The 18347-nt window shown below is 69.1% G+C and carries 16 protein-coding genes; 5 read left to right on the top strand and 11 right to left on the bottom strand.

Features of this window, described 5'->3' with window-relative positions:
• Positions 1 to 133: 133 nt before the first annotated feature.
• The 4 genes from FF041_RS07710 to FF041_RS07695 form a co-directional block, all read right to left on the bottom strand.
• On the bottom strand, positions 134 to 1021 hold the full coding sequence (locus tag FF041_RS07710) for a sterol desaturase family protein (protein ID WP_228388075.1): 888 nt from the start codon (positions 1019 to 1021) through the stop codon (positions 134 to 136).
• 699 nt (positions 1022 to 1720) lie between these two features.
• Positions 1721 to 2461 carry a hypothetical protein gene (locus tag FF041_RS07705; protein ID WP_323391418.1) on the bottom strand — a complete coding sequence of 247 codons (741 nt, stop codon included), beginning with the start codon at positions 2459 to 2461 and terminating at the stop codon, positions 1721 to 1723.
• Positions 2458 to 2928 (bottom strand): hypothetical protein, encoded by a 471-nt coding sequence (locus tag FF041_RS07700; protein WP_153521607.1) that lies wholly within the window; start codon positions 2926 to 2928, stop codon positions 2458 to 2460. The genes FF041_RS07705 and FF041_RS07700 overlap by 4 nt, the downstream gene beginning before the upstream one ends.
• Before the next feature lie 13 nt (positions 2929 to 2941).
• Positions 2942 to 5161, bottom strand: a complete 2220-nt coding sequence (locus FF041_RS07695; protein ID WP_153521606.1) for a glycoside hydrolase domain-containing protein — start codon at positions 5159 to 5161, stop codon at positions 2942 to 2944.
• A 1130-nt stretch (positions 5162 to 6291) separates the two neighbouring features.
• On the opposite strand from FF041_RS07695, the gene FF041_RS07690 reads away from it, so the two are divergent.
• The 4 genes from FF041_RS07690 to FF041_RS07675 all read left to right on the top strand — a co-directional run bounded on the left by FF041_RS07690 (position 6292) and on the right by FF041_RS07675 (position 9973).
• Positions 6292 to 6864 carry a hypothetical protein gene (locus FF041_RS07690; protein WP_153521605.1) on the top strand — a complete coding sequence of 191 codons (573 nt, stop codon included), beginning with the start codon at positions 6292 to 6294 and terminating at the stop codon, positions 6862 to 6864.
• A gap of 272 nt (positions 6865 to 7136) precedes the next feature.
• On the top strand, positions 7137 to 7496 hold the full coding sequence (locus FF041_RS07685) for a hypothetical protein (protein ID WP_228388067.1): 360 nt from the start codon (positions 7137 to 7139) through the stop codon (positions 7494 to 7496).
• Positions 7496 to 8632: a polyprenyl synthetase family protein gene (locus FF041_RS07680; RefSeq protein ID WP_153521604.1), complete on the top strand. Its 1137-nt coding sequence runs from the start codon at positions 7496 to 7498 to the stop codon at positions 8630 to 8632. The genes FF041_RS07685 and FF041_RS07680 overlap by 1 nt, the downstream gene beginning before the upstream one ends.
• A 129-nt stretch (positions 8633 to 8761) precedes the next feature.
• The gene (locus FF041_RS07675) at positions 8762 to 9973 is read left to right on the top strand and encodes an oxygenase MpaB family protein (protein ID WP_153521603.1); all 1212 of its coding nucleotides are present in this window, start codon (positions 8762 to 8764) and stop codon (positions 9971 to 9973) included.
• Between the two features lie 8 nt (positions 9974 to 9981).
• On the opposite strand, the gene FF041_RS07670 is transcribed toward FF041_RS07675, so the two are convergent.
• The 3 genes from FF041_RS07670 to FF041_RS07665 all read right to left on the bottom strand — a co-directional run bounded on the left by FF041_RS07670 (position 9982) and on the right by FF041_RS07665 (position 12330).
• The gene (locus FF041_RS07670) at positions 9982 to 10866 is read right to left on the bottom strand and encodes a DUF4928 family protein (protein ID WP_194291957.1); all 885 of its coding nucleotides are present in this window, start codon (positions 10864 to 10866) and stop codon (positions 9982 to 9984) included.
• Positions 10845 to 10997, bottom strand: a complete 153-nt coding sequence (locus FF041_RS37750) for a hypothetical protein (protein WP_194291956.1) — start codon at positions 10995 to 10997, stop codon at positions 10845 to 10847. The genes FF041_RS07670 and FF041_RS37750 overlap by 22 nt, the downstream gene beginning before the upstream one ends.
• 121 nt (positions 10998 to 11118) lie before the next feature.
• On the bottom strand, positions 11119 to 12330 hold the full coding sequence (locus FF041_RS07665; protein WP_194291962.1) for a DNA cytosine methyltransferase: 1212 nt from the start codon (positions 12328 to 12330) through the stop codon (positions 11119 to 11121).
• Positions 12331 to 12412: 82 nt separating this feature from the next.
• On the opposite strand from FF041_RS07665, the gene FF041_RS07660 reads away from it, so the two are divergent.
• Positions 12413 to 12976, top strand: a complete 564-nt coding sequence (locus FF041_RS07660) for a very short patch repair endonuclease (RefSeq protein WP_153521600.1) — start codon at positions 12413 to 12415, stop codon at positions 12974 to 12976.
• A 102-nt stretch (positions 12977 to 13078) separates the two neighbouring features.
• On the opposite strand, the gene FF041_RS07655 is transcribed toward FF041_RS07660, so the two are convergent.
• From FF041_RS07655 to FF041_RS07640, 4 genes are read right to left on the bottom strand one after another with little or no spacing between them, the layout of a single operon-like run.
• Positions 13079 to 14044 carry a protein NO VEIN domain-containing protein gene (locus FF041_RS07655; RefSeq protein WP_153521599.1) on the bottom strand — a complete coding sequence of 322 codons (966 nt, stop codon included), beginning with the start codon at positions 14042 to 14044 and terminating at the stop codon, positions 13079 to 13081.
• Entirely contained in the window at positions 14041 to 15930 is a 1890-nt protein-coding gene (locus tag FF041_RS07650; protein WP_153521598.1) for a DEAD/DEAH box helicase, read from the bottom strand. Before FF041_RS07650 ends, FF041_RS07655 begins: the two co-directional genes overlap by 4 nt.
• Complete coding sequence (locus tag FF041_RS07645) at positions 15927 to 17243, bottom strand: ParB N-terminal domain-containing protein (protein WP_153521597.1); 1317 nt, start codon at positions 17241 to 17243, stop codon at positions 15927 to 15929. The genes FF041_RS07650 and FF041_RS07645 overlap by 4 nt, the downstream gene beginning before the upstream one ends.
• 3 nt (positions 17244 to 17246) lie before the next feature.
• Positions 17247 to 18092, bottom strand: coding sequence for a hypothetical protein (locus FF041_RS07640; RefSeq protein ID WP_153521596.1), 846 nt, complete (start codon positions 18090 to 18092; stop codon positions 17247 to 17249).
• Positions 18093 to 18347: the final 255 nt, after the last annotated feature.

Genomic DNA, 18347 nt, shown 5'->3' with positions numbered 1-18347 from the left:
GTGCGGTGGCGCGCGGGGTCCGCCGGGCCCGTCGGGTCCGCCGGGTCCGCCGGGTCTGTCGGGGGGACCCGGGGAGGCCGATCGGCGGGGCGCACCGGTGACACCGGTCGGTGCACTGCGGGGGAGGGCCGGGCTACCCGGGCCCGCCGCCGGTCTCCCGCGGGCGACGCCACGGATGGAGAAGACTGGCGAGGATCTCACCGGTGTCGGGGAAGGACGCCGGATCGCCGAGCCCGACCGCGGCCGGTTCGCGCCCCGGCCGCCAGGTGTAGCTGCCGAAGAGGTGGTCCCAGACAGAGAGATCGGAGCCGTAGTGACCGGCCTCGGAGAGGGTCGTGCTGTGGTGCAGCCGGTGCTGTTCCGGGCTGGCGAGCAGATGGTTCAGCCCGCCGATGCGGACGTCGATGTTCGCGTGGACGAAATAGCCCTGCGCGGTCACGAAGAGGCCCACGACGAGCACCGATACCCGGGAGAACCCGGCGAGCGCCAGGGACAGCTGAACGATTCCCTGGGCCAGGACGATATCGAGAACATGGTTGACGCCGTTGTTGGCGACATTGACTTTGCGCGGGACATGGTGCACCCCGTGCAGCCGCCACAGCAGAGCGTTGGCATGCCCCAGGCGGTGCACCAGATAACTGGCGAGCGAGCCGATCAGCAGCGCGCCGGGGACCTCGGCCCAGAGCGACAGGGCGGGCGTGGCGGGGGATAACGCCCCCACGGCGAGGGTCACCAGCAGCTGGGCGAATGCGCTGCCGGCCATGGTGAGCAGGAAATAGACGCCGTACCAGCGCCATTCGCCACGGTCGGGGTGCCAGTCGCGGTCATAGGGAATGAGCCGTTCGAGGGCGGTGAGATAGAGCAGAGTGCCCAGCACGAAGAGCGGACTGACCAGGGCCGGATCCCAGCCGAGCGTAACGGCCGACGCTCCGGTCAGGACCGTGGCGGCCAGGAGGCCGGGATAGGCCGTCGTATGCAGCACGGAAGCCCGGGAGAGCGCTGATTCCTGCGCTCTGGGCATCACAGCCGGATCGGTCTTTACTCCGTCACCGGATGATTCTCCGTGCAGTTCCATCCATGGCTCCTCTGCAAGAGGCACGGCATAGCGAAATATCTGGGGACATAGAGCGGCGATGATCGGCCGAGGGGTTCAACTCGCTTTTCTCATGCCATCGTTCTGCGACGGCATGGGCCGAACCGTTTCGATCGCTCATGAACTGCTCGGCAGTGTGGGATGTCGTCGCGCGCAACAGGGTGTGAAACCCTTGAGATATTCGACGAGTCCCCCGGCGCGTTACCGCCACCTACCCAATGGTCATTGGACAGGACGCCCGCTCCTGTATGGAATACATGGAGGATGCTTTTAATCAATGTGGGTTACTTAATGTGATGAGTACTTAATGAGAGCGGTGCTGTGCACGGGCAGGGCGGGTCGTCCGGGGCGGGACGGGGCAGGGCGGGACGGGTCGTCCGGGGTGGGACGGGGCGGCCGGGACCCCGGGCCGCCGCCGCGAAGCACCGCGTCCCGCCATCCGGTGATGGCGGGACGCGGTGGCGGGACGTGGTACGCGGGACGCAGTACGGGCCACGGGTCACGGGTCACGGACCCCTGCGGCGCGGCGTCGCGCATCAGGCCGGCCCGCGGTGTCGTGCCCGGCGGGAGCAGCGGCGGAGGCGACGGAACCCGCCGCCCGCCCTGGCTCTCCGCGATGGGCGCCGGTCAGGACTGACGGGCGGCGAGCCGCTTGGCGGCCTTGCGGCGCTGGGGCTGGGAGGGATCGACCGGGGTGCCGGCGCCCTGGCCGGGGATGTAGTCCCAGCTGCGGATCTTCTCCGCGAGCCGGGCGAGCCGGGCGTCGGCCGGGGGTACGTCGATGGAGAAGAGGGACTCGTCCGGCCTGCGGTCGTCCCCGCCCCAGCGGACGACGCCCTCGCACTCGGCGAGGATGTCCCGGATCACCAGCTCCTCAAGGGGATGGAAACCGCCGCGGGCCCCGAAGGGGTAGAAGCCGGGCCGGATCTGCACCGCCGTGCCGGACGCCTGGTTCGACTCCGCCAGTCCCTTGCGCACCGAGCCCGGTGTGCGCCAGCCGACGACATCGCCCTTGCGGAGCGCGTCGACCTCGTAGTGGAAGCGGCGGATCACATGCACGAGCACTGCTTCGACATCGCCCAGGCGCACCCGTATGTCCAGGACGGTGCCCGGAACGGGCCGGGTATGGATGTTGCCGCGGTCGTCCGCGACCTTCTCCATCTCCCAGCCGTTCTTCGACGGGATGCCGGTCAGGACACGCTTGTTGCGTTCCTGTGCCTGCCGTACCGCCTCGCGGATCTTCTCCGGCTCGGGGTCTCTGCCCGCCGCGTGGGCGGGAAGGGACAGCGCCTGTGAGCCGACAGCGACTCCGGCGGCCACCGATGCGGCACGCCGCAGGGCGATGCGGCGAGAAATATTCACTGTCACGTATTCGTCTCCTCGTGCTGATTGCGGGAGCGCACGGCGAATCCCGTCAGGGCGGCGGCGGTCACTGTGAAGACGCCTGTCGCAGGATTGACGTATCCGGGTATGGCGGCTTCGTATGTCTGCCCGCCTTCGATATGACACCCGAACCGCAAGGGAATGAAGGAAGGTTCGTATCCGTCGAGAAGCATGGATCGTCCCGGACCCAATGCCTCCCTACAGGCTTCGGCTTGACCGCTTTCGTCCAGGAAGAAGAGGTGCAGGACGCCCCAGGTGTATATGCCGATCGCGCCCGCCCACGCCAGCGCGGCAGCGCCCTTGAGCAGGGCGTGCGTGGTCCGCTTGATGCCGGCGCGGACCAGCAGCACCACCGCGCGGATGGCGAGCCATGGCGTGGCGATGATCCCGATCAGGATCAGAAGGATCACGAGGACGGGGTTGTGGCCTTCGTAAGGAGCGTCTCCGGGCATGCGGTGCAGCCTGTCACAGATGCCGGGAAATGGAGTTGTACTTCTCCATGACCTGGTAGAGGGCCATGCGCTTCTTCGCGTGCTCCTTGGCCTCGCTGTTCGTTCCCTGGTATCGGCGCAGGACTTCGTAGATCTCGGATTCCGTGTAGTCGAGACGCATGGTGCGGAGCTTGGTCTCGTTGTTGCCGCTGCCCGGGGCTCCGTCCGCGTTCCACAGATGGATCAGAGGGACGGTGGACAAGGCGTACTGATCGTCGTCCCGGCATTTGCGCCATGCGGCGTAGAGGTGGGCGGCGTTGGTGGGGTCACGCATTTCCCCGGTCGTGTAATCCATCTGGATGGCGTGATTCCACGCCCGGATGGCGGTGACGCCGAAGATCTGGCAGATACCGGTGGAGGTGTCCTTGAATTCTCCGGTCGTCTCGTAGGCCGCGATGACGGCCAGGTCCGCGCTCTCGTCGATCGCGTCGACGTGTCGCATCTCCCAGTACGCGGACGTCTCGATGAGCGCCTTGCGCATCTTGTACCGGTTGGAGAGCTGGGTGATGAGCGCGTCGTGATCGGTGACGGTGACCGCGAAGCACTTCCAGTGCTGCCACTTCCGCACACCGCCGTTGTTGGGGAAGCCGATCGACTCCATGTACTTGCCGACGTCGGTCAGCATCGCGGTGGTCACCGACGGATCGAGGAGCACATCGGGCTTGATCACGCGCGGCGGGTTGAAGCTGCCCTGGCCGGTGTCGCGGCCGGAGGCGATGTTGACGTCGATCTCGATCGCTCCGGCGCCGGAGCCGACGGTACGGGTGACGATCTGGTCGTAGGCCCAGTCGGGCGGCAGCGGGTAGCCGAAGTTCCCGGAGAAACCGGACGACATGTCGGAGACGAACGAGGCCGTGGAGTGGCCGGCTTCGGCGACGCGCGTACAAACGTTGCGCGGACCGTAGACGCCGACCTGGTAGCGGTTACCGTCGTCGGTCATCGCGTCCTGGATGCCCTTGAAGTGCGGCAGGACGCTGGAGACGACGTCCTCCTGGAGGGCGTCGAAGTCGACGGCGAAGAATATCCGTGTGCCCGTCTTGAAGCCGTGGTTCAAGGCGGCGTTGACCGCGGCCTGCCCGGCGGTGCGTCCCGCGACATAGCTGAAGTCGGAGGCGTCACGGCCGTAGGTCTGGTAGATCGGGAAGCAGCGCAGGCCGTTCGCGGCGATGGTGGCCAGCTCGCCCTCCTGGATCTCCTTCTCGTACGGTACGCCGCCCGTGGGGTTGGTGAGATAGCGCCCGATGTACGTGATGCCTTCGGCCTTGAGTGTGGCGGCGCGTTCCGTCGTGATCTTCGTGACGCCGTCGCACGCCTCTCCCTTGCGGGACTGGTCGCCGTAGGAGACCAGGAGGGAGGCCCAGGTCGAGAAGTTTCCCGTGCCGGTGACCGGGAGCTTCGCGAAGGACTGGAAGGCGGAGACGGCCGAGGCGAGGGTGCTGGTGAAGGTGCTGGTGAACGACACGGGCCGCTGGTTGAGGACCATGCCGGCCGAGAACAGCTGCACCCAGGTGCCGGAGTCGCCGGTGGCGACGGTGTGGCTCTTGAGCCCGTTCTGGGTGCCCGGCCCGAAGACTCCGTTCGCGACGCCGTCGGCCATGCCGAGCTCGTACTGGATGGCGAACAGCATGGACTTGGCGACGTCACGGGAGTGGTGCCCGTCACAAGGGATGGCGTAGAAGTCCTTGCGCAGGATGTAGCGGCCGTTCAGCCACTGCTGGATGGAGCGAATGGTCGCCGAACCGCCGCTGACGGTGACATAGGCGTCCATGTTGAACAGACCTTTGACCACCTTGGGCCACAGCACGCTGCCGGGGTAGGTGACCTCCACGCCCATGTCCTGGTTCAGCTTCACCACGGCGGCCTTGACGCGCGCACTGTAGATGCCGTCGATGTCACCGCCGTCGTAGCCCTTGCAGTACAGGGCGGACTGGATGATCCGGCAGAAGTCCGCCGACGGGATGGTGGTCTCGTCCAGCTTGCCGTACTTCGACGCGATCGCCGACAGGGTGCCTGGGCCGAAGGAGTTGGACAGCGAGGTGATGCCCAGTTCGTACTGCAACGCGCGGGTAAGGGCGTACATCACGGTCCAGCTGGTCTGGCCGTTCTCGTCCAGCTTGGATATGCCGAGAGTTGCTCCGCTGTTGTATTTCGTATTGATGAACCGCTGAGCGCGACGCACCATCTCGTCAGCCATGAAGTCCCTTTCGCGGAGATATGGAGGAGCGATGTCCGAGCATGCGGAAGTCGGGGTGATTCTTTCTGCGACATCTGATGAAGAGTCCGCGACTGATCAAGCCCGTTCGACGGGGTTGCGGCGCCCACCAGTTCCTGGTACGGACTCGGTGCGAGGATGGGCCGATGACCGCATCGGCGCCGAATTCGCGCACAGCCTCTGACGGTTCTGGTGGTAGTGGCGACGTGCACCGATCATGGAGCACAGTACTCGCCCGACTCGGCAAAAGGCAGTGCTATCACGCCAGCTTGAGCGAACTATCTGGCGCGATGCGGTGCGATGGGCGGCCTTTTCCCTCGCTTCGGGGTCCGGTCCGGGGTCACGGCTCGACGCGCGCCACCGTGGCCCGTAGGCGGCGCAATCGGATCGATGATCGTCGGGTATCCGGAATGGCGTCGCGATCACTTGGTGATGGCAGCGCATGGCCTGCAACCGCCTGTCGCCGCCGGTGGCGACGGGCGGAGAGAGGGGGAGGCGGCCGGCTCATGGAGAGCCGGTTGGCGGCTACGGGGGCCGGCTGGACGGCTCCTGGGAGGGAATCGGCCATTCCGGCGTGATCGGCGTCGCCGATCCGAGGTGACACGCCTGCCGTGGACTCTCATATGTGCAGGTGAACGTCGCATTGGCGGTATCTGTGCCGCTGCGGCACGCGGGGAGCGATTTTTAGACACGCTGCGCAGTGCATAACCAATTTTCTTGCCTCGCCCTCACCCTCGGTGTCTACTCATGATCGTTGAGCTCGCGGGGCGGCCCATACGCGCCGCTGCCGAAGGCACTCATGACGGGGGTCTGTCCGAATGACGCTGGGCATGGAGAATGAACGGAACGGCCGCGCGGCGTCGTCGGCCGCGCATGCCCCTCTCCGCTTCGGCCCATCGCGGTGACCGCGGGCGGGCCCCTTTGGGACCCTTTGATCACCGGGTGATGACAGCCCTGGCCTCCGGCGGCCGAGGGCCTTTTCGACCGCGCCCCATGACATCGCGGGATTCACTTCGGTGTCGTGCCGAAAATCCGGCTTCCTATCTCAAAGTGCGTTCTTTCCGTGCGCCATTGCGGCCAGCTTGGAATCGACCTCTACTGAGGAGTCTTCTGTGTATCGATCCACGTCCAGGCGGATATTCACCGCCGTATTCACCGCCGCCGCCGTCCTCGGTGGAGGTGTGATCGCGTCGGGTACCGCGGTGGCCAACCCGGGAACCCTGAAGTGCTCGACGGCGCCTGAGAACACCCGGGATCTCGACCTTCCCGGACAGAAGCCCGACACGAAGGTCATCGTCGAGAACTGCGCCGAGATCAGTGACCAGACCACGGCCTACGGCAACACCACCATCCGCTGGCAGATGCTGGTGCCCCAGGCCATCGACCAGGGCAAGCGCTTCACGTCCTTCAAGGTGACCAGCCGGCTGGAGAGCCGCCCCACACCCACCGGCACGGACACCGTGGAAGCTTCCGTGACCTGTGACTTCACGGCCCAGCTCAACGCGTCGCTCGCGAACTCCACCGGTCTGACCTGCGGTCCCAGCGGCCTCTTCAGCTACAAGCTGTACTGGTCGATCGACTCCACCATCGTCTACGACCTCGAAGGCGACGGCGCCGGGCCCATCACCTGGCAGCAGGGCGGGTCGCCTCTGAGGTGGTCCGAGCCCCTGCCCGAGGGCGTGTAGGCAGGGCCCCCGAAAGAGGCCTGACCCCGGTGCGCTGGTGTGCGGTGGCCGTGATTCCGTACACCAGCGGCGGAACCGCCCGTGGGGTACGGACTCGACGGGCACCCGCCCATCAGCCGCGTTGACAACCCTGCGGGTCAATACACCTAGCAGCGGCGGTGCTCGGTGGCGAGGTGTTCGTCGATCTGGCATCCGATCGGATGACTTTCGGAGTAGCGGCCCGACCCATGGGCAGCCACATCCGGAGGGCAACCGAGGCGTGGGGCGGGGAGATGGCACAAGAGCATGAGGCCGGACCGGGCGGTCCGGACCGGGGTTCCGAGGCGGTCCTGCTGGTGACCGGGGCCGTGGACATGGTGCTGGAGCAGGCCGAAGGCGCGCTGCGGCGGGTTCGCGCGCTGCTGAGCAGATCCGATCTGGGCGATCTGGCGGACGATGTGCGGCGCGATCTGGTGGCGCGCGGCCGTAACAGCGGACTGGACCCGGCGCGTGTCATGTCCTCGGAGCCGCATCTGGAGCTGCTGGCGCGACGGGCGCGGACCCGGGCCGGCCGGGGCGTACCCGGCGCGGCGACCGGCGCGCGGAGTGCGGCGGACCGGGCGCCGGCCGCCGAACCCGGGCATCCGGTCTGATGACGGCCACGGCGGCCCGGCGAGGCGGCACCGGGCGCCAGGGCCCGGACGCCTTACCGGTGACCCTGGGCGCGCTCAAGGCGCGGGTCGATCACGAGCTGGGGGAGTTCGCCCGGAGCGAGACGGCTCTGCTGGAGGCGATAGACCCGGATCTCAAACCGGTGGGGGAGCAGCTCCGGGCGATCGTCGGCCGGGGCAAGAGGCTGCGCGCGGCGTTCTGTTACTGGGGCTGGCGGGCGGCGGGGCGGGACGACGGCGACGACATCGTGCGGGCGGCTGCCGCGATGGAGCTGGTGCACGCCGCGGCCGTCGTCCACGACGACATCATCGACCGCAGCGCGGTGCGCCATGGACGGCCCACCGCGCACCGGGCCCTGGCGCCGCCCAGGACAGGGCGGACCGGCGGCGCCGGACGGAGCTCAGCCGGGCGGGCTCTGGCGCTGCTGACCGGCGATCTGCTGATCTCCTGGTCGGGCCAGCTGTTCACGGGCTGCGGCCTGCCGAGCGCGTATCTCAACCGGGCCCGCCCCCTGTGGGCGACGCTCGCCCGTGAACTGGTCGCCGGGGAGTGCCTGGAGGTCCTGCGCACCGCTCCGGACGCCGACGGCCCGGCCGGCGCGGACAGATCCCTGCAGATCGTCCGCTACAAGACGGCGAAGTACACCGTGGAGCACCCCCTGCACATCGGCGCTCTGCTGGGCGGCGGGCCCCCGGCGCTGCTGGACGTGTTCAGCGCCTACGGCGTCCCGCTCGGGGAGGCGTTCCAGCTCCGGGACGACCTGCTGGGCGTCTTCGGCGCCCCGGACGCCACCGGCAAGTCCAATCTGGACGACATCACCGGAGCCAAGCCGACGGTGCTGCTGGCGCTGATGCGGCAGGCGGCGACGGACAGCGAACGGCGCGAGCTCCACACCCTGCTGGAAGGCGGTCCCGCCGCCGGGACCGAGCGGCTCGGCCGATTCCGCGAGATCGCCGAGCGGACCGGGGCCCGCCGCGGGGTCGAGACCCTGATCGCCGCGCGGGCGGAGACGGCCGCCGGGGCGGTGGACGCGGCACTGCTGGCGGGCCGGCTGCCGCCGCGGGCCGCCGAAGCCCTGCACGGGCTCGCGCGCCACTGTCTGGCCCGCGAGCGCTGACCCGTTCTGGCCGGGACCGCTGAGCTGACTCGCCCTGCCCTGGGATCGCTGAGCTGACTCGCCTCGCCCCGGTCGCCCTCTTCACCCCACCCCTCCTCATCCGTCGCGCGATTCGAGAGGAAGCAGCGCATGACCACCACCGGAGCCGACCCGACGACCGGGCCCGCCGCCCCCGCATACACGGAACACTCCCTCGACGCCCTGCGGCACTCCGGCGACGAGCTGGCGGACGCCACGGTCGCGGAACTCTTCGCCCGCGGTGAGATGGGGAAGTTCAACACGCTGATGCGCTGGTTCTCCACCGCCGGGCAGGAGCTCCCCGAGGGGCTGCCCGATGTGGCCCGCGACTATCTGGAGGCGACGGCGATGCCGCCCTCCTGGGTGGACTGGGGCGAGATGGAGAAGGCCCGGCTCTTCTTCATCGACAACAACGTCCATGTCTCGACCGCGCTGTCGTTCGCGTCGATGCCGGCCTGCTACGTCGTGCCGCATGTCGCGAAGCTGCTCAGCGCGACCCACTCCCTGGAGTACCCCTCCCGGCGGATGGCGGAGACCGGGCAGTTCACCGTCTTCCTGATGCAGCCGAACGCCTTCGAGGCCGGAAGCCGCTTCATCCCGGCCGCCCAGAAGGTCCGGCTGCTGCACGCCTCGATCCGCTACCACCTGCGACAGGAGAACCGCTGGGACGTCGCGGGCCTGGGCGTACCGATCTGTCAGGAGGACATGATCGGCGGGCAGATGATGTTCTCCATCCAGGTCCTCGACGCCCTGCACCGGCTCGGCATCCACTTCTCCAACGAGGGCGCCGACGCCTACTTCTACGCCTGGCGGGTCGTCGGCGCGATGCTCGGCATCAGCCTCGACCACATGCCCAAGGACCTGGACGAGGCGCGGCTCTTCTCCGACCTGTACATGAGCCGCCACATGGGCCCCTCGGAAGACGGCGTCCACCTCACCCGCCAGCTCATCGACCTGTACGAGGAAGTCGTCCCCGGAACCGTCTTCGACCCGGTCGTCCCCGCCATGATCCGCTACCTCGTCGGGGACACCGCCGCCGACTGGCTCGATGTGCCCCGCTCCGCCGTGTGGGACTCCGCGATCCGCACCGCCCCCGCGCTGCTCGGCATCCTGGAGACCCTGGAGGACCGCTCCCCCTTCGCCGCCTGGGCCCTCGACCGCCTCGGCCACTACACCAGCGTCTTCGAGCTCAGCACCCTGACCCGTGGACGCGTCATGCAGTACGCCATCCCGGAACACCTCAAGAACGACTACGGCGTCACCTCGGCCAAACCCCGCCTCGACCGCTGGACTCCGCCCCCGCTCACCCCAGACCCCGCATGAGGTCTGGATCAGAGGTTCTCGGGGAGCTGGATCTTCAGTGATCTATCGGCTTCGGCCTGGTCGATGCGGGCGTTGTACCCGGTGAGCAGCTCGCGGAGGCGGTCGCGGACGCCGTTCTTGGAGAAGCCGCCGATCTCTTCGATGTTGGTGCCGACGAAATCCTCGATGGACTGGATCGCCACGCGGTCGCTCATGCCGTAGTTCTCGGCGAGCTGGAGGGCGGCGGCGACGCGATCCTGGGGGACGAGGACGCGAGGACGGTACCCATGGCTGAGATTGTCGGCGCAGCGTTCGAGGAACACCTTCTCGCCGGGCGACATGGTGACATGAATGGCGGTGTCGCCGATCTGGTAGTCGCCGGCGCGGCCGGTCTGGACGTCGGCGGTGGTGTAGCTCTCGACGTTGACCTCTTCGCCGGGGAAGCGCATCGTGAGTTTGGCCCCGACGAGGTGCTGTGCTATCGCGCCCGCGGTGTTGCCGCCCCGGAGACGGCCGGCCTCGATCAGCGCGGCCACAGCGGTGCGGACGGGGTTGTCGGGGTTGATCTCCGCCTCGATGCGTCTGCGCCCGAAGTAGTCCTCCCGGATGCGTGCGACGAACCATGCCTGGAGCAGCGCGGCGAGCGCGGTGCGCTCAAGCTCGGTGAACTCGTTCAGGCCCGCCTCGGCGCCCTGAGCGTTGAGCAGGTCCGCCAGGGCTTGGGCATGGTCGAGGGTGGCCCGTGAGGTGCGCCCGCCCTCGCTGGTGAACTTGCGCTGCTCGCCGTGCTGTTTGAGCAGCTTCTGGGCCTGCCTGCCGCCGGCGGTCTTCACCTGGGAGCGGGTCTTGTAGTGCTCCGGTTCGAGGGGGAAGTGCGCGGCGAGGAACTCCGTCATGTACAGGCCCGCGCACATGACGTTGGCGTTGACGTGTCCTTCGGGTCGCGCAGACCCTCGTACCAGACTCCGAGCGCCTGGACGAGCGCTGCCGCCGCCTCCGTCACCTGGATCTCGACCGCGTCCGCGTTCGGCTGGGGGGCGACCATCTGTTCCTCCTGGCATGCGGGAAGGCTGCGAGGTTGTACGGGGGGCGGTGGGGCGGGCGGAAGCGGGATCCGCTCCGACCGTCCTCGGACGGACACCGTCCATCGGGCGGACCCGGGTCTATCAGGCGGAGACGGTCTGCTGCCCCGGAAGCGGTTCGGGGCGGAGGGTGCCCGTGAGCAGAGGCTGGAGGTAGTGCCGGGCGAGCCAGGCGACGGCGTCGACGCAGACGGCGTCGCCGAAGCCCATGATCGCCTGGTTGCGCTTCGCGGGGAGGGCGTACTCCGGGGCGCCCATGAGTTTCGCGTACTCGCGAGCCGTCATCCACCGCACGCGCAACGGCTCGCCCTTCTGCATGCGCACGACAGCCTGCTTGGAGGAGCCGCCGCGGGCGGTGCGCAGACAGCCGGCCACGTCGCCGTCGCGGATCTCCCAAGCGGGGACGCCGCCCCGGGTGCGCCGGTAGGCGGTGCGGTAAGAGGGCTCGGGCTCACGGCCGAGCTGCTCCACACGGGCCTTGTTGATGCCGGAGAGCTGGCTCTCGAAATGCGCGACCCGCTCTGCGTCCCACCATTCGACGCTCGGGTCGTCGTCGGCGTCGACCAGATCCGTCCAGCCGGCGCCGCGCAGGGGAGGCGGTTCGGGGAGCAGTGTGCGGTGGGTGTCGATGCTCTCGTCGTCGAGGGCGCGGTCGAGCCAGGAAGGACGCAGCTCGGTGTCGCGGCGCTCGTCGGCGAGGGGCTTGGGCAGTCGGCTGGCGACGACGAAGAGGCGCGGGCGGGACTGCGGGACGAAGCGACGGGCGTCCAGGGTGACCACGTCGGCCCAGTAGCCGAGCTTGTTCAGCCGCTCGACGGCGGCCTTCATATCGGCGCCCTTATGGCTGGTGGCGAAACCGTTGACGTTCTCCAGGGCGATGACGGCGGGCGTCTCGCCGTCACGGTCGCCCATGGCCGCCACGACGTCGGTGAAGTTCCAGAAGGTGCTGGAGTGCTCTCCCGCGAGTCCCGAGCGACCGCCGGCCAGGGAGAGATCGGTGCAGGGGAATGAGGCCCATGCCAGGTCGGCGCGGCGAGGGGCGAGCGGGGATCGGATGTCGTCGGCGATCTCCCGGATGTCCCGCAGGATGTAGTGGTCCTCCGGATCGGCGAAGTGCCCCTTGTACATGTCGCGCTTCTGGGCGTCCAGGTCGTTGGCCCAGGTGACCTTGAAGCCGCCGCTCTCCAGCCCCAGCCGGGCGAGACCGATCCCCGCGAAGAATTCAGCGACCTCGAAGAGAGCCTGGCCGGAGGGCAAGGAGGTGATGCCGGGAACGGAGGCGAGCGCTGCTGTCACCCGCCCGATGGTACGGGAGGGCGCCGGCTTGCCTGGAGAGGACCCCGAGACGGAGGCATCGCGCTGGGCATACGCTGGACAGATGGCCGGAGATCTTGGGAACGCCGACAGTGCGGGCGCCGGAGAAGGCGTTGAAGAGGGCGTCGAAGGGGGCGTCGAAGGGGCGGGTTCCGATCGGCCCCGGAAGACGCGGGCGGGGCAGTCGTGGGCGTCGTCCGAGGGCGTGCGAGCGAGCATGCGGGCGAACCGGAGCCGGGACACCGGCCCGGAGCTGGCGCTGCGGCGGGCGGTGCACGGACGCGGTCTGCGCTATCGGGTGGCCGCCCGTCCGGTCAAGGAGCTGCGGCGCACCGCGGATCTCGTGTTCACCAAGGCGAGGGTCGCGGTCTTCCTCGACGGCTGTTTCTGGCACGGCTGTCCCGAGCATCACACCGGCGCCGTGCGCAACGCGGATTACTGGGCGGCGAAGGTGGAGCAGAACCGGAACCGGGCCGCGGACACGGACCGGAGACTGGACGAGGCGGGCTGGACCGTGGTGCGGGTGTGGGAGCACGAGAACCCGCTCGACGCGGCGGACCGGGTGGAGGCCGCGGTGATCGAGGCGCGGCGTGCCGCCGCCCGCCGCCCGGGCCCGGGGAACGGCTGAGCTTGGGCTTACGGCCCGGGAAGCGGCTGACCACGGGCTCACCGGGCCAGGAGAGCGGCCGACCACAGGATCATGGGCGTGGGGAAGCCGCCGGCCACGGGCTCAGTGTCCGGCTCGGCCAGGATTCTCAGGCCGTCGCCGCAGGCCGGGGCGTAGACCGGGGCGTAGGCCGGGGGCGCTGAAATCCGCCGCTGGTCTCAGCCCGGTCGGTCTCCAGTCCTCCGCGGGCGGTGTGAGCAGAGCCGACTGATCCCATACGAACGCGTCGGTGTCCTCGGGGACGACGGCGCGCACGGCCTGCGGCATGAGCCGGATCACGTCCGCGACGTGCTCCGGGCCGAGTACGTCGGCCCGGAAGGCGTCAGGGCGGAAGACCACCTGGACGACGCTCCAGGTGTCCGGGTGGCGCCGAGAGGTCTCGAACTCATGACGCGTGAGGTGGAAGCTCCCCCGCGTCTCCGGACCGGCGCCCTTCACCTCGATGCGCTCCACGGGGTCACCGCTCACCTCCACGTCGTAGCCGTAGGCGGCGGAGACGAGGGACACCTGTACGGCCTCGCGGCCCGTGCGCCGCAGCGCCGACAGGACGACCGCCTCGGCGGCCTCGCCCAGACGCTCCCGCCAGACCTCCCCCTCGGCGGCGAGGTGCTGGGCCGCGGCGTCGGCCAGCAGGGCGTCCAACTCCGGCTCCAGCCAGGTGAGCGCCTTGAGGTCGGCGTCGGGGATGTAGTCGCGTACGACGGATCCGGAGCGGACCGCCTGGGTCAGCCAGGGCGGGGGCGAGGCCGCCAGCAGCACACGTGCCGTCGCCCGCATCGCACCGGACTCCATGGCGGGGAGCGAGCGCAGCCGCGCCGCCACGCGTATCCCGTCCTCGGTCGCCTCGGCGAGACCATGAGCGAGCAGGGCGCGTGCCGCCGCGCGCAGGTCCAGCGACCGGCCCCAGTGGGAAGCCCGGTCGAATGCCGCTCGCGCCCAGGCGTCGGCGTCGGCCCGCGGGGCCCGGTCCGCGGCGTGCGCGAGGAGAAGCACGCGGAAGACGAGACCGTGGCTGGGAAGCAGCGTCATGAGCGGCGGCGGAGGGCCTGCAGGAGCGCCGTCGCGTCGTCGTCCAGGACCGTGGGGACGCTGTCGTCGGTGTCGGTGTCGGGCTCGGGCAGGGCGGCCGTGACCAGGCCGGGGTCGTTCATCAGACGGGACAGGACGACGATCTTCTCCCGGAGTCTGCCGTCCACCGTCTCGTCGATGCTGTCGCGGCTGAGCAGCAGGGTGAAGCGGGTGACGGCGTCGTCACGGAGGCCCAGGCGGTGGATGCGGTCCTGGCTCTGCAGATAGTGGCCGGCGTTGAAGGTGCGGTCGAGATCGACGGCGTGGTGACACCAGTGGTGCAGGCTGACGCCCTCGCCGCAGGCGGCGGGGTTGGCGAGGAGCACCCGGCAGTCGGGATCGTTGCGGAAGCGGTCGAACTCGGCGTCCCGCGTCAGCGCACCTGCCGGGGCGCCGTCGGCGGGGCGCACGCCGCCGTGCACGATCGCGGGCTGGAAATCCTTCAGCGCGCCGCCGAGCAGCTTCAGATTCCGTACGAACGTCGACCAGACCAGCACCTTCTCATCGCGGGCGGCGGCCTCCTCGACGATCTGCCGCAGCCTGCGGTACTTCCACGGAGACTCGTACTGGACGTACTGCCGCAGCAGATCGGCCAGCGCCTCATCGCCGCGCAGCTCCAACGGCGGGTGGACGAACTCGGCCTGGTCGTGTTCGTCGGAGCCCGCGACCAGAAGCGACGGGTTCGTCGCGGCCTCCAGCAGATACATCGTGATCCGACCGAGCCTGCCGAAGCTCCGGCGGTCCCGCACGCCCAGCGCGAACTCGCCCCGGTACCGTCCCTCCAGCGCCTCGTAGATCGCCTGCTGGATCCGGCCCATCGGCTCGGCGACGACGTCGAACTCGGTGGGCGGCAGCTCGAGTCTGGACTTCGGGGTGCGGACGAAGTACCGGCCGATCGCCCCGCTGGTCTCGGCCACGACATGAGGGTCCCGTCCGCCGGCCTCGCTGTAGGCGCCCGGGGGCAGGATCTTGCGGTCCTGTCCCGGATAGAGGAAGCGCACCGGCGCCACCAGGTCGTTCGCCCCCTGCGGTGCCGGGGTGCCGGTGAGCACATCGCGCCGTCGGGCGGCATAGGCGAGGTCGAGCACGGCGCGGCCGTGCACACCGGCCTCGCCTTTCTTGATCCGGTGGGCCTCGTCGAGCACCACCTGAGTCGGGCGGCGGGTGATGTACGTGCGGATTCGGTCGTAGTCGGCCGCCACCCGGTTGTAGTTGGTGAGCAGAATGTCCAGATCGTCGCGCAGCACGGTGCGCGGGCCGGTGTGCACGTCCAGCACGGGCTCAGGGCTCAGACATGCCGCCGAGTCCTCTTTCCACGCCTGGAACGCCGCGATCGGCCCGATCACCAGCAGCTGCTCCACATCGCCGCGCGCCCGCCCCAGCGTGAACCCGGCCAGCGCGACCGTGGTCTTGCCCGCCCCGGGCACCGAGAAATCGGCGCCGTGCGGCAGGCTCATCAACCGCGCCAGGTTCTCCAGCTGGAACGGCTTCAGCGCGCGCCGGAATCCGGCCGCCGAGAGCTCGGCGGCGAGGTCGCCCTGGTCGGCCGGTGGCACGCCCCGCAGGACGCTCTCCCGCTTCTTCCGGTCCTCCGCGAGCGCGCGCAGCTGCCGGGTCAGCTCATCGCCGAACGAAATGGTCTGACGGAAACGTCTGCGGGCATCGGCGACGGCTTCGAGCTCGGCGAAGAAGACGTCGACACGGGCCTCGATCACATCGCGCGAGCCGCCTTCCACCCCGCGCTGCAGCGCCTCCTGCAGAAGCGCCCACGCGCCCGCGTTCGCCCCCTCGCTCCGGCGCAGGACGACGACGGGACGCCCCCGCTGCTCCAGCTCGGCGGAGATCACGAGCTCTCCCGGAGCTGGGCCAGGAGCTTCTCCATGCGATCGAGCTCATCCTGGAAGGCGTCCTCGTCCCATCCGGAGTGAGCGCGGGAGCTCCGCAGCAGAGCGGGGAGACGGTTGAGCTCCCTGAGCGCCTTCTCCGTCCTCTGGAACGGAGCGTCCACCGTGTTCTGCTCACGACTGCGCTCGTCGGCCTCCTGCGCCGCGGCGGAGACGGCGCCGGACAGGCTCCGCAGCACGCTCTGCATGGGCACGCCGGAGCCGTCCGCCAGCTCGACGACGGCTTCGGGCCGTCTGGTGACGATCAGGCCGAGGATGTCCTCGACGACCGTGTCCTGAGGTTCGTCGTCTCCCAGGAGGTCGCTCAACGGGTCGTTCTCGACGTCATCGAGCCACCCGGTGCTCGCCGCGGCGACGAGCCCCTCCAGCGTGGCCTCGCTCCGAAGCTCCTTGGCCACCAGAGCCTCGGAGTCCTCGCGCCGCAGATGACGCAGTTGACGGTAGTTGACACCGGAGACGATTCCGAGGAAGTACGCGTTCTTGACGCCGGCCGCCTCGGTGGCCGGCAGGGTGCGGATGTGCTTGGCCAGTTCGTCGAAGGCGGACTCGTTGTCGGTGAAGTCGATCGGAAGCCGCGCGCCCTGGGACTGGTTCACCAGCTGCTGCACCAGCAGCAGCTTCTCGTACAGTCCCTGCACTTCCCGCCGGGGGCGGTGCATGCGCACGGACACCTGCTCCCAGTCGCGGTCGGACAGCTCGTAGAGCTCCTCGATCATCATGGCCTCGTTGATCCAGGAGTAGTCCTCCCGGAAGTCCCGGGCGACCTGGAGTTCCGCTTCGAGGAGCAGGATCTCCTCGGGTGTGGCGTCGCCCGGCAGCACGAGACAGCGCACGTACTGGCACTTCAGATGACCCTCGCGCAGCAGCATGCGCAGGGCGGCCGTTCTGCGATTGCCGTTGATCAGCACACCGTCGGCGGTGACGATCGCCGGCTCCTGCTGGTCGCGCTTGCGCAGATCCTCCTTCAGCTCGTCGAACTTCTGCTGCCCGGCCAGGATGGCGAGCTGCACCTCCTGTGCCGTCGGCCCGAGCGGGTCGGAGGAGAAGAGGTCGTCCTGCCCCTGCCGCTGCGCCTCCCGCTGCTGCTCCGCCTTCGTACGGTGGTTCAGCGTCGAGAAGCGGACCCACTCGACGTCGAGCTCGACGAGACGCAGGCTCTTGTTCGATCGCGGCCACGCCGGCAGCTGCACATGCCCTATCGCCTCCCGCGAGGTCAGGAAGTCGCGGCGGTCGGGATCGGCCATCGGGAAACTCACAGCTCAGCTCCTGTACGTAGTGGCATTGGCGGGGCCGAATCGTGAGGTGATCACCGTGCGCTTGACCTTGCGCTCGCCGATCCGGAACCCCACATGGCCGGTGAACAAGGGAGCCGTCTCCGCGGGAATTCCGAATGCTCCGAGCAGCAGCCCGGGGAATTTCCGCCGGGTCGCGCCGTCCCAGTTCCAGGAGGACGCGCCCGGATCGTGGTCCGGCATGACGTAGACGCACGGCGGCGGAAGGCGCCAGTCGCCGAAATCGGCGGCGTACTCGTTCTTCGGACAGAGGCGGCCGGGTGTTCCGCACAGATCGTTATGGAAGATCACTCCGTCGAGCATCTTCCGATCCTCTGTGAGGAACACCTTGCGCAGTCGGCTGACGCCCTTGGCGACCTCGCTGCCGGGGTTGCGCTTCATGCCGTCGAAAACCCACCACAGATAGGTTTCCTGGGCCCAGTCCGGGACACTCCAATTGACGCTGCCCTGCGTCCCGTCCGGGGCGCCTTTGCGAATGACGGCCACGTCCCCGATGCCGTCGACCGTGAGGCGGTAGACGGCGTCGGCTCCGGACTTCGGCACTTCGAGCGCCGAGGCGATCCCCCGGTCCACGAGACCCTGCAGCATGATCGTCATGAATTCCTGACGGGCTCCGGTGGCTGCGCTTCTACGGCCCCGGATCTGCTCGATGGCGGCGGGCAGAGCGTTGGAGAATTCCTGCTGCGTCAGTCCGTGCTTGGCCAGCAGACCGGGATGCGCGCCCAAGTTCTCGACGAGGCGGACCACGGAGTCCACCACCGTGGCCGGCGGGATTCCCGCATGGCGGCAGGGCGCTGCTTCATCGGTCTCCACGGTCCATCCCCCTGATCGTCTCAGCCCTGGCGCCCGGCACGTGGCACGGTGGATGTCATGCCCGCCCAGCTGGGCGCCGCCCACAGGATATGGCGCGTGCGCCGGTGCGGCGCCCCGAGGTCGTCGGCGCCCCGGCGGCGGGGCCGGCGGGGCGCCGACCGGGGACCGGTACGCCTTCGAGACGAGACGGGGCTTCGAGGACACGACCTAGCTTGATCTTTAACTTGTGCGGCGGGGTCGTGGGGTCGTCGACTT

Source organism: Streptomyces jumonjinensis (genome assembly GCF_009600885.1).
In the GTDB taxonomy this organism is placed as follows: domain Bacteria; phylum Actinomycetota; class Actinomycetes; order Streptomycetales; family Streptomycetaceae; genus Streptomyces; species Streptomyces jumonjinensis.
Note: the sequence above shows the minus strand (reverse complement) of the source record. Positions and strands in the feature narration are given on the sequence as shown.

Coding starts and splice junctions, on each gene's coding strand:
- FF041_RS07680 (WP_153521604.1), top strand. CDS start 7,496: ATGACGGCCACGGCGGCCCGGCGAGGCGGCACCGGGCGCCAGGGCCCG.
- FF041_RS07675 (WP_153521603.1), top strand. CDS start 8,762: ATGACCACCACCGGAGCCGACCCGACGACCGGGCCCGCCGCCCCCGCA.
- FF041_RS07710 (WP_228388075.1), bottom strand. CDS start 1,021: ATGCCCAGAGCGCAGGAATCAGCGCTCTCCCGGGCTTCCGTGCTGCAT.
- FF041_RS37750 (WP_194291956.1), bottom strand. CDS start 10,997: ATGGTCGCCCCCCAGCCGAACGCGGACGCGGTCGAGATCCAGGTGACG.
- FF041_RS07685 (WP_228388067.1), top strand. CDS start 7,137: ATGGCACAAGAGCATGAGGCCGGACCGGGCGGTCCGGACCGGGGTTCC.
- FF041_RS07655 (WP_153521599.1), bottom strand. CDS start 14,044: ATGACGCTGCTTCCCAGCCACGGTCTCGTCTTCCGCGTGCTTCTCCTC.
- FF041_RS07670 (WP_194291957.1), bottom strand. CDS start 10,866: ATGTGCGCGGGCCTGTACATGACGGAGTTCCTCGCCGCGCACTTCCCC.
- FF041_RS07660 (WP_153521600.1), top strand. CDS start 12,413: ATGGCCGGAGATCTTGGGAACGCCGACAGTGCGGGCGCCGGAGAAGGC.
- FF041_RS07695 (WP_153521606.1), bottom strand. CDS start 5,161: ATGGCTGACGAGATGGTGCGTCGCGCTCAGCGGTTCATCAATACGAAA.
- FF041_RS07700 (WP_153521607.1), bottom strand. CDS start 2,928: ATGCCCGGAGACGCTCCTTACGAAGGCCACAACCCCGTCCTCGTGATC.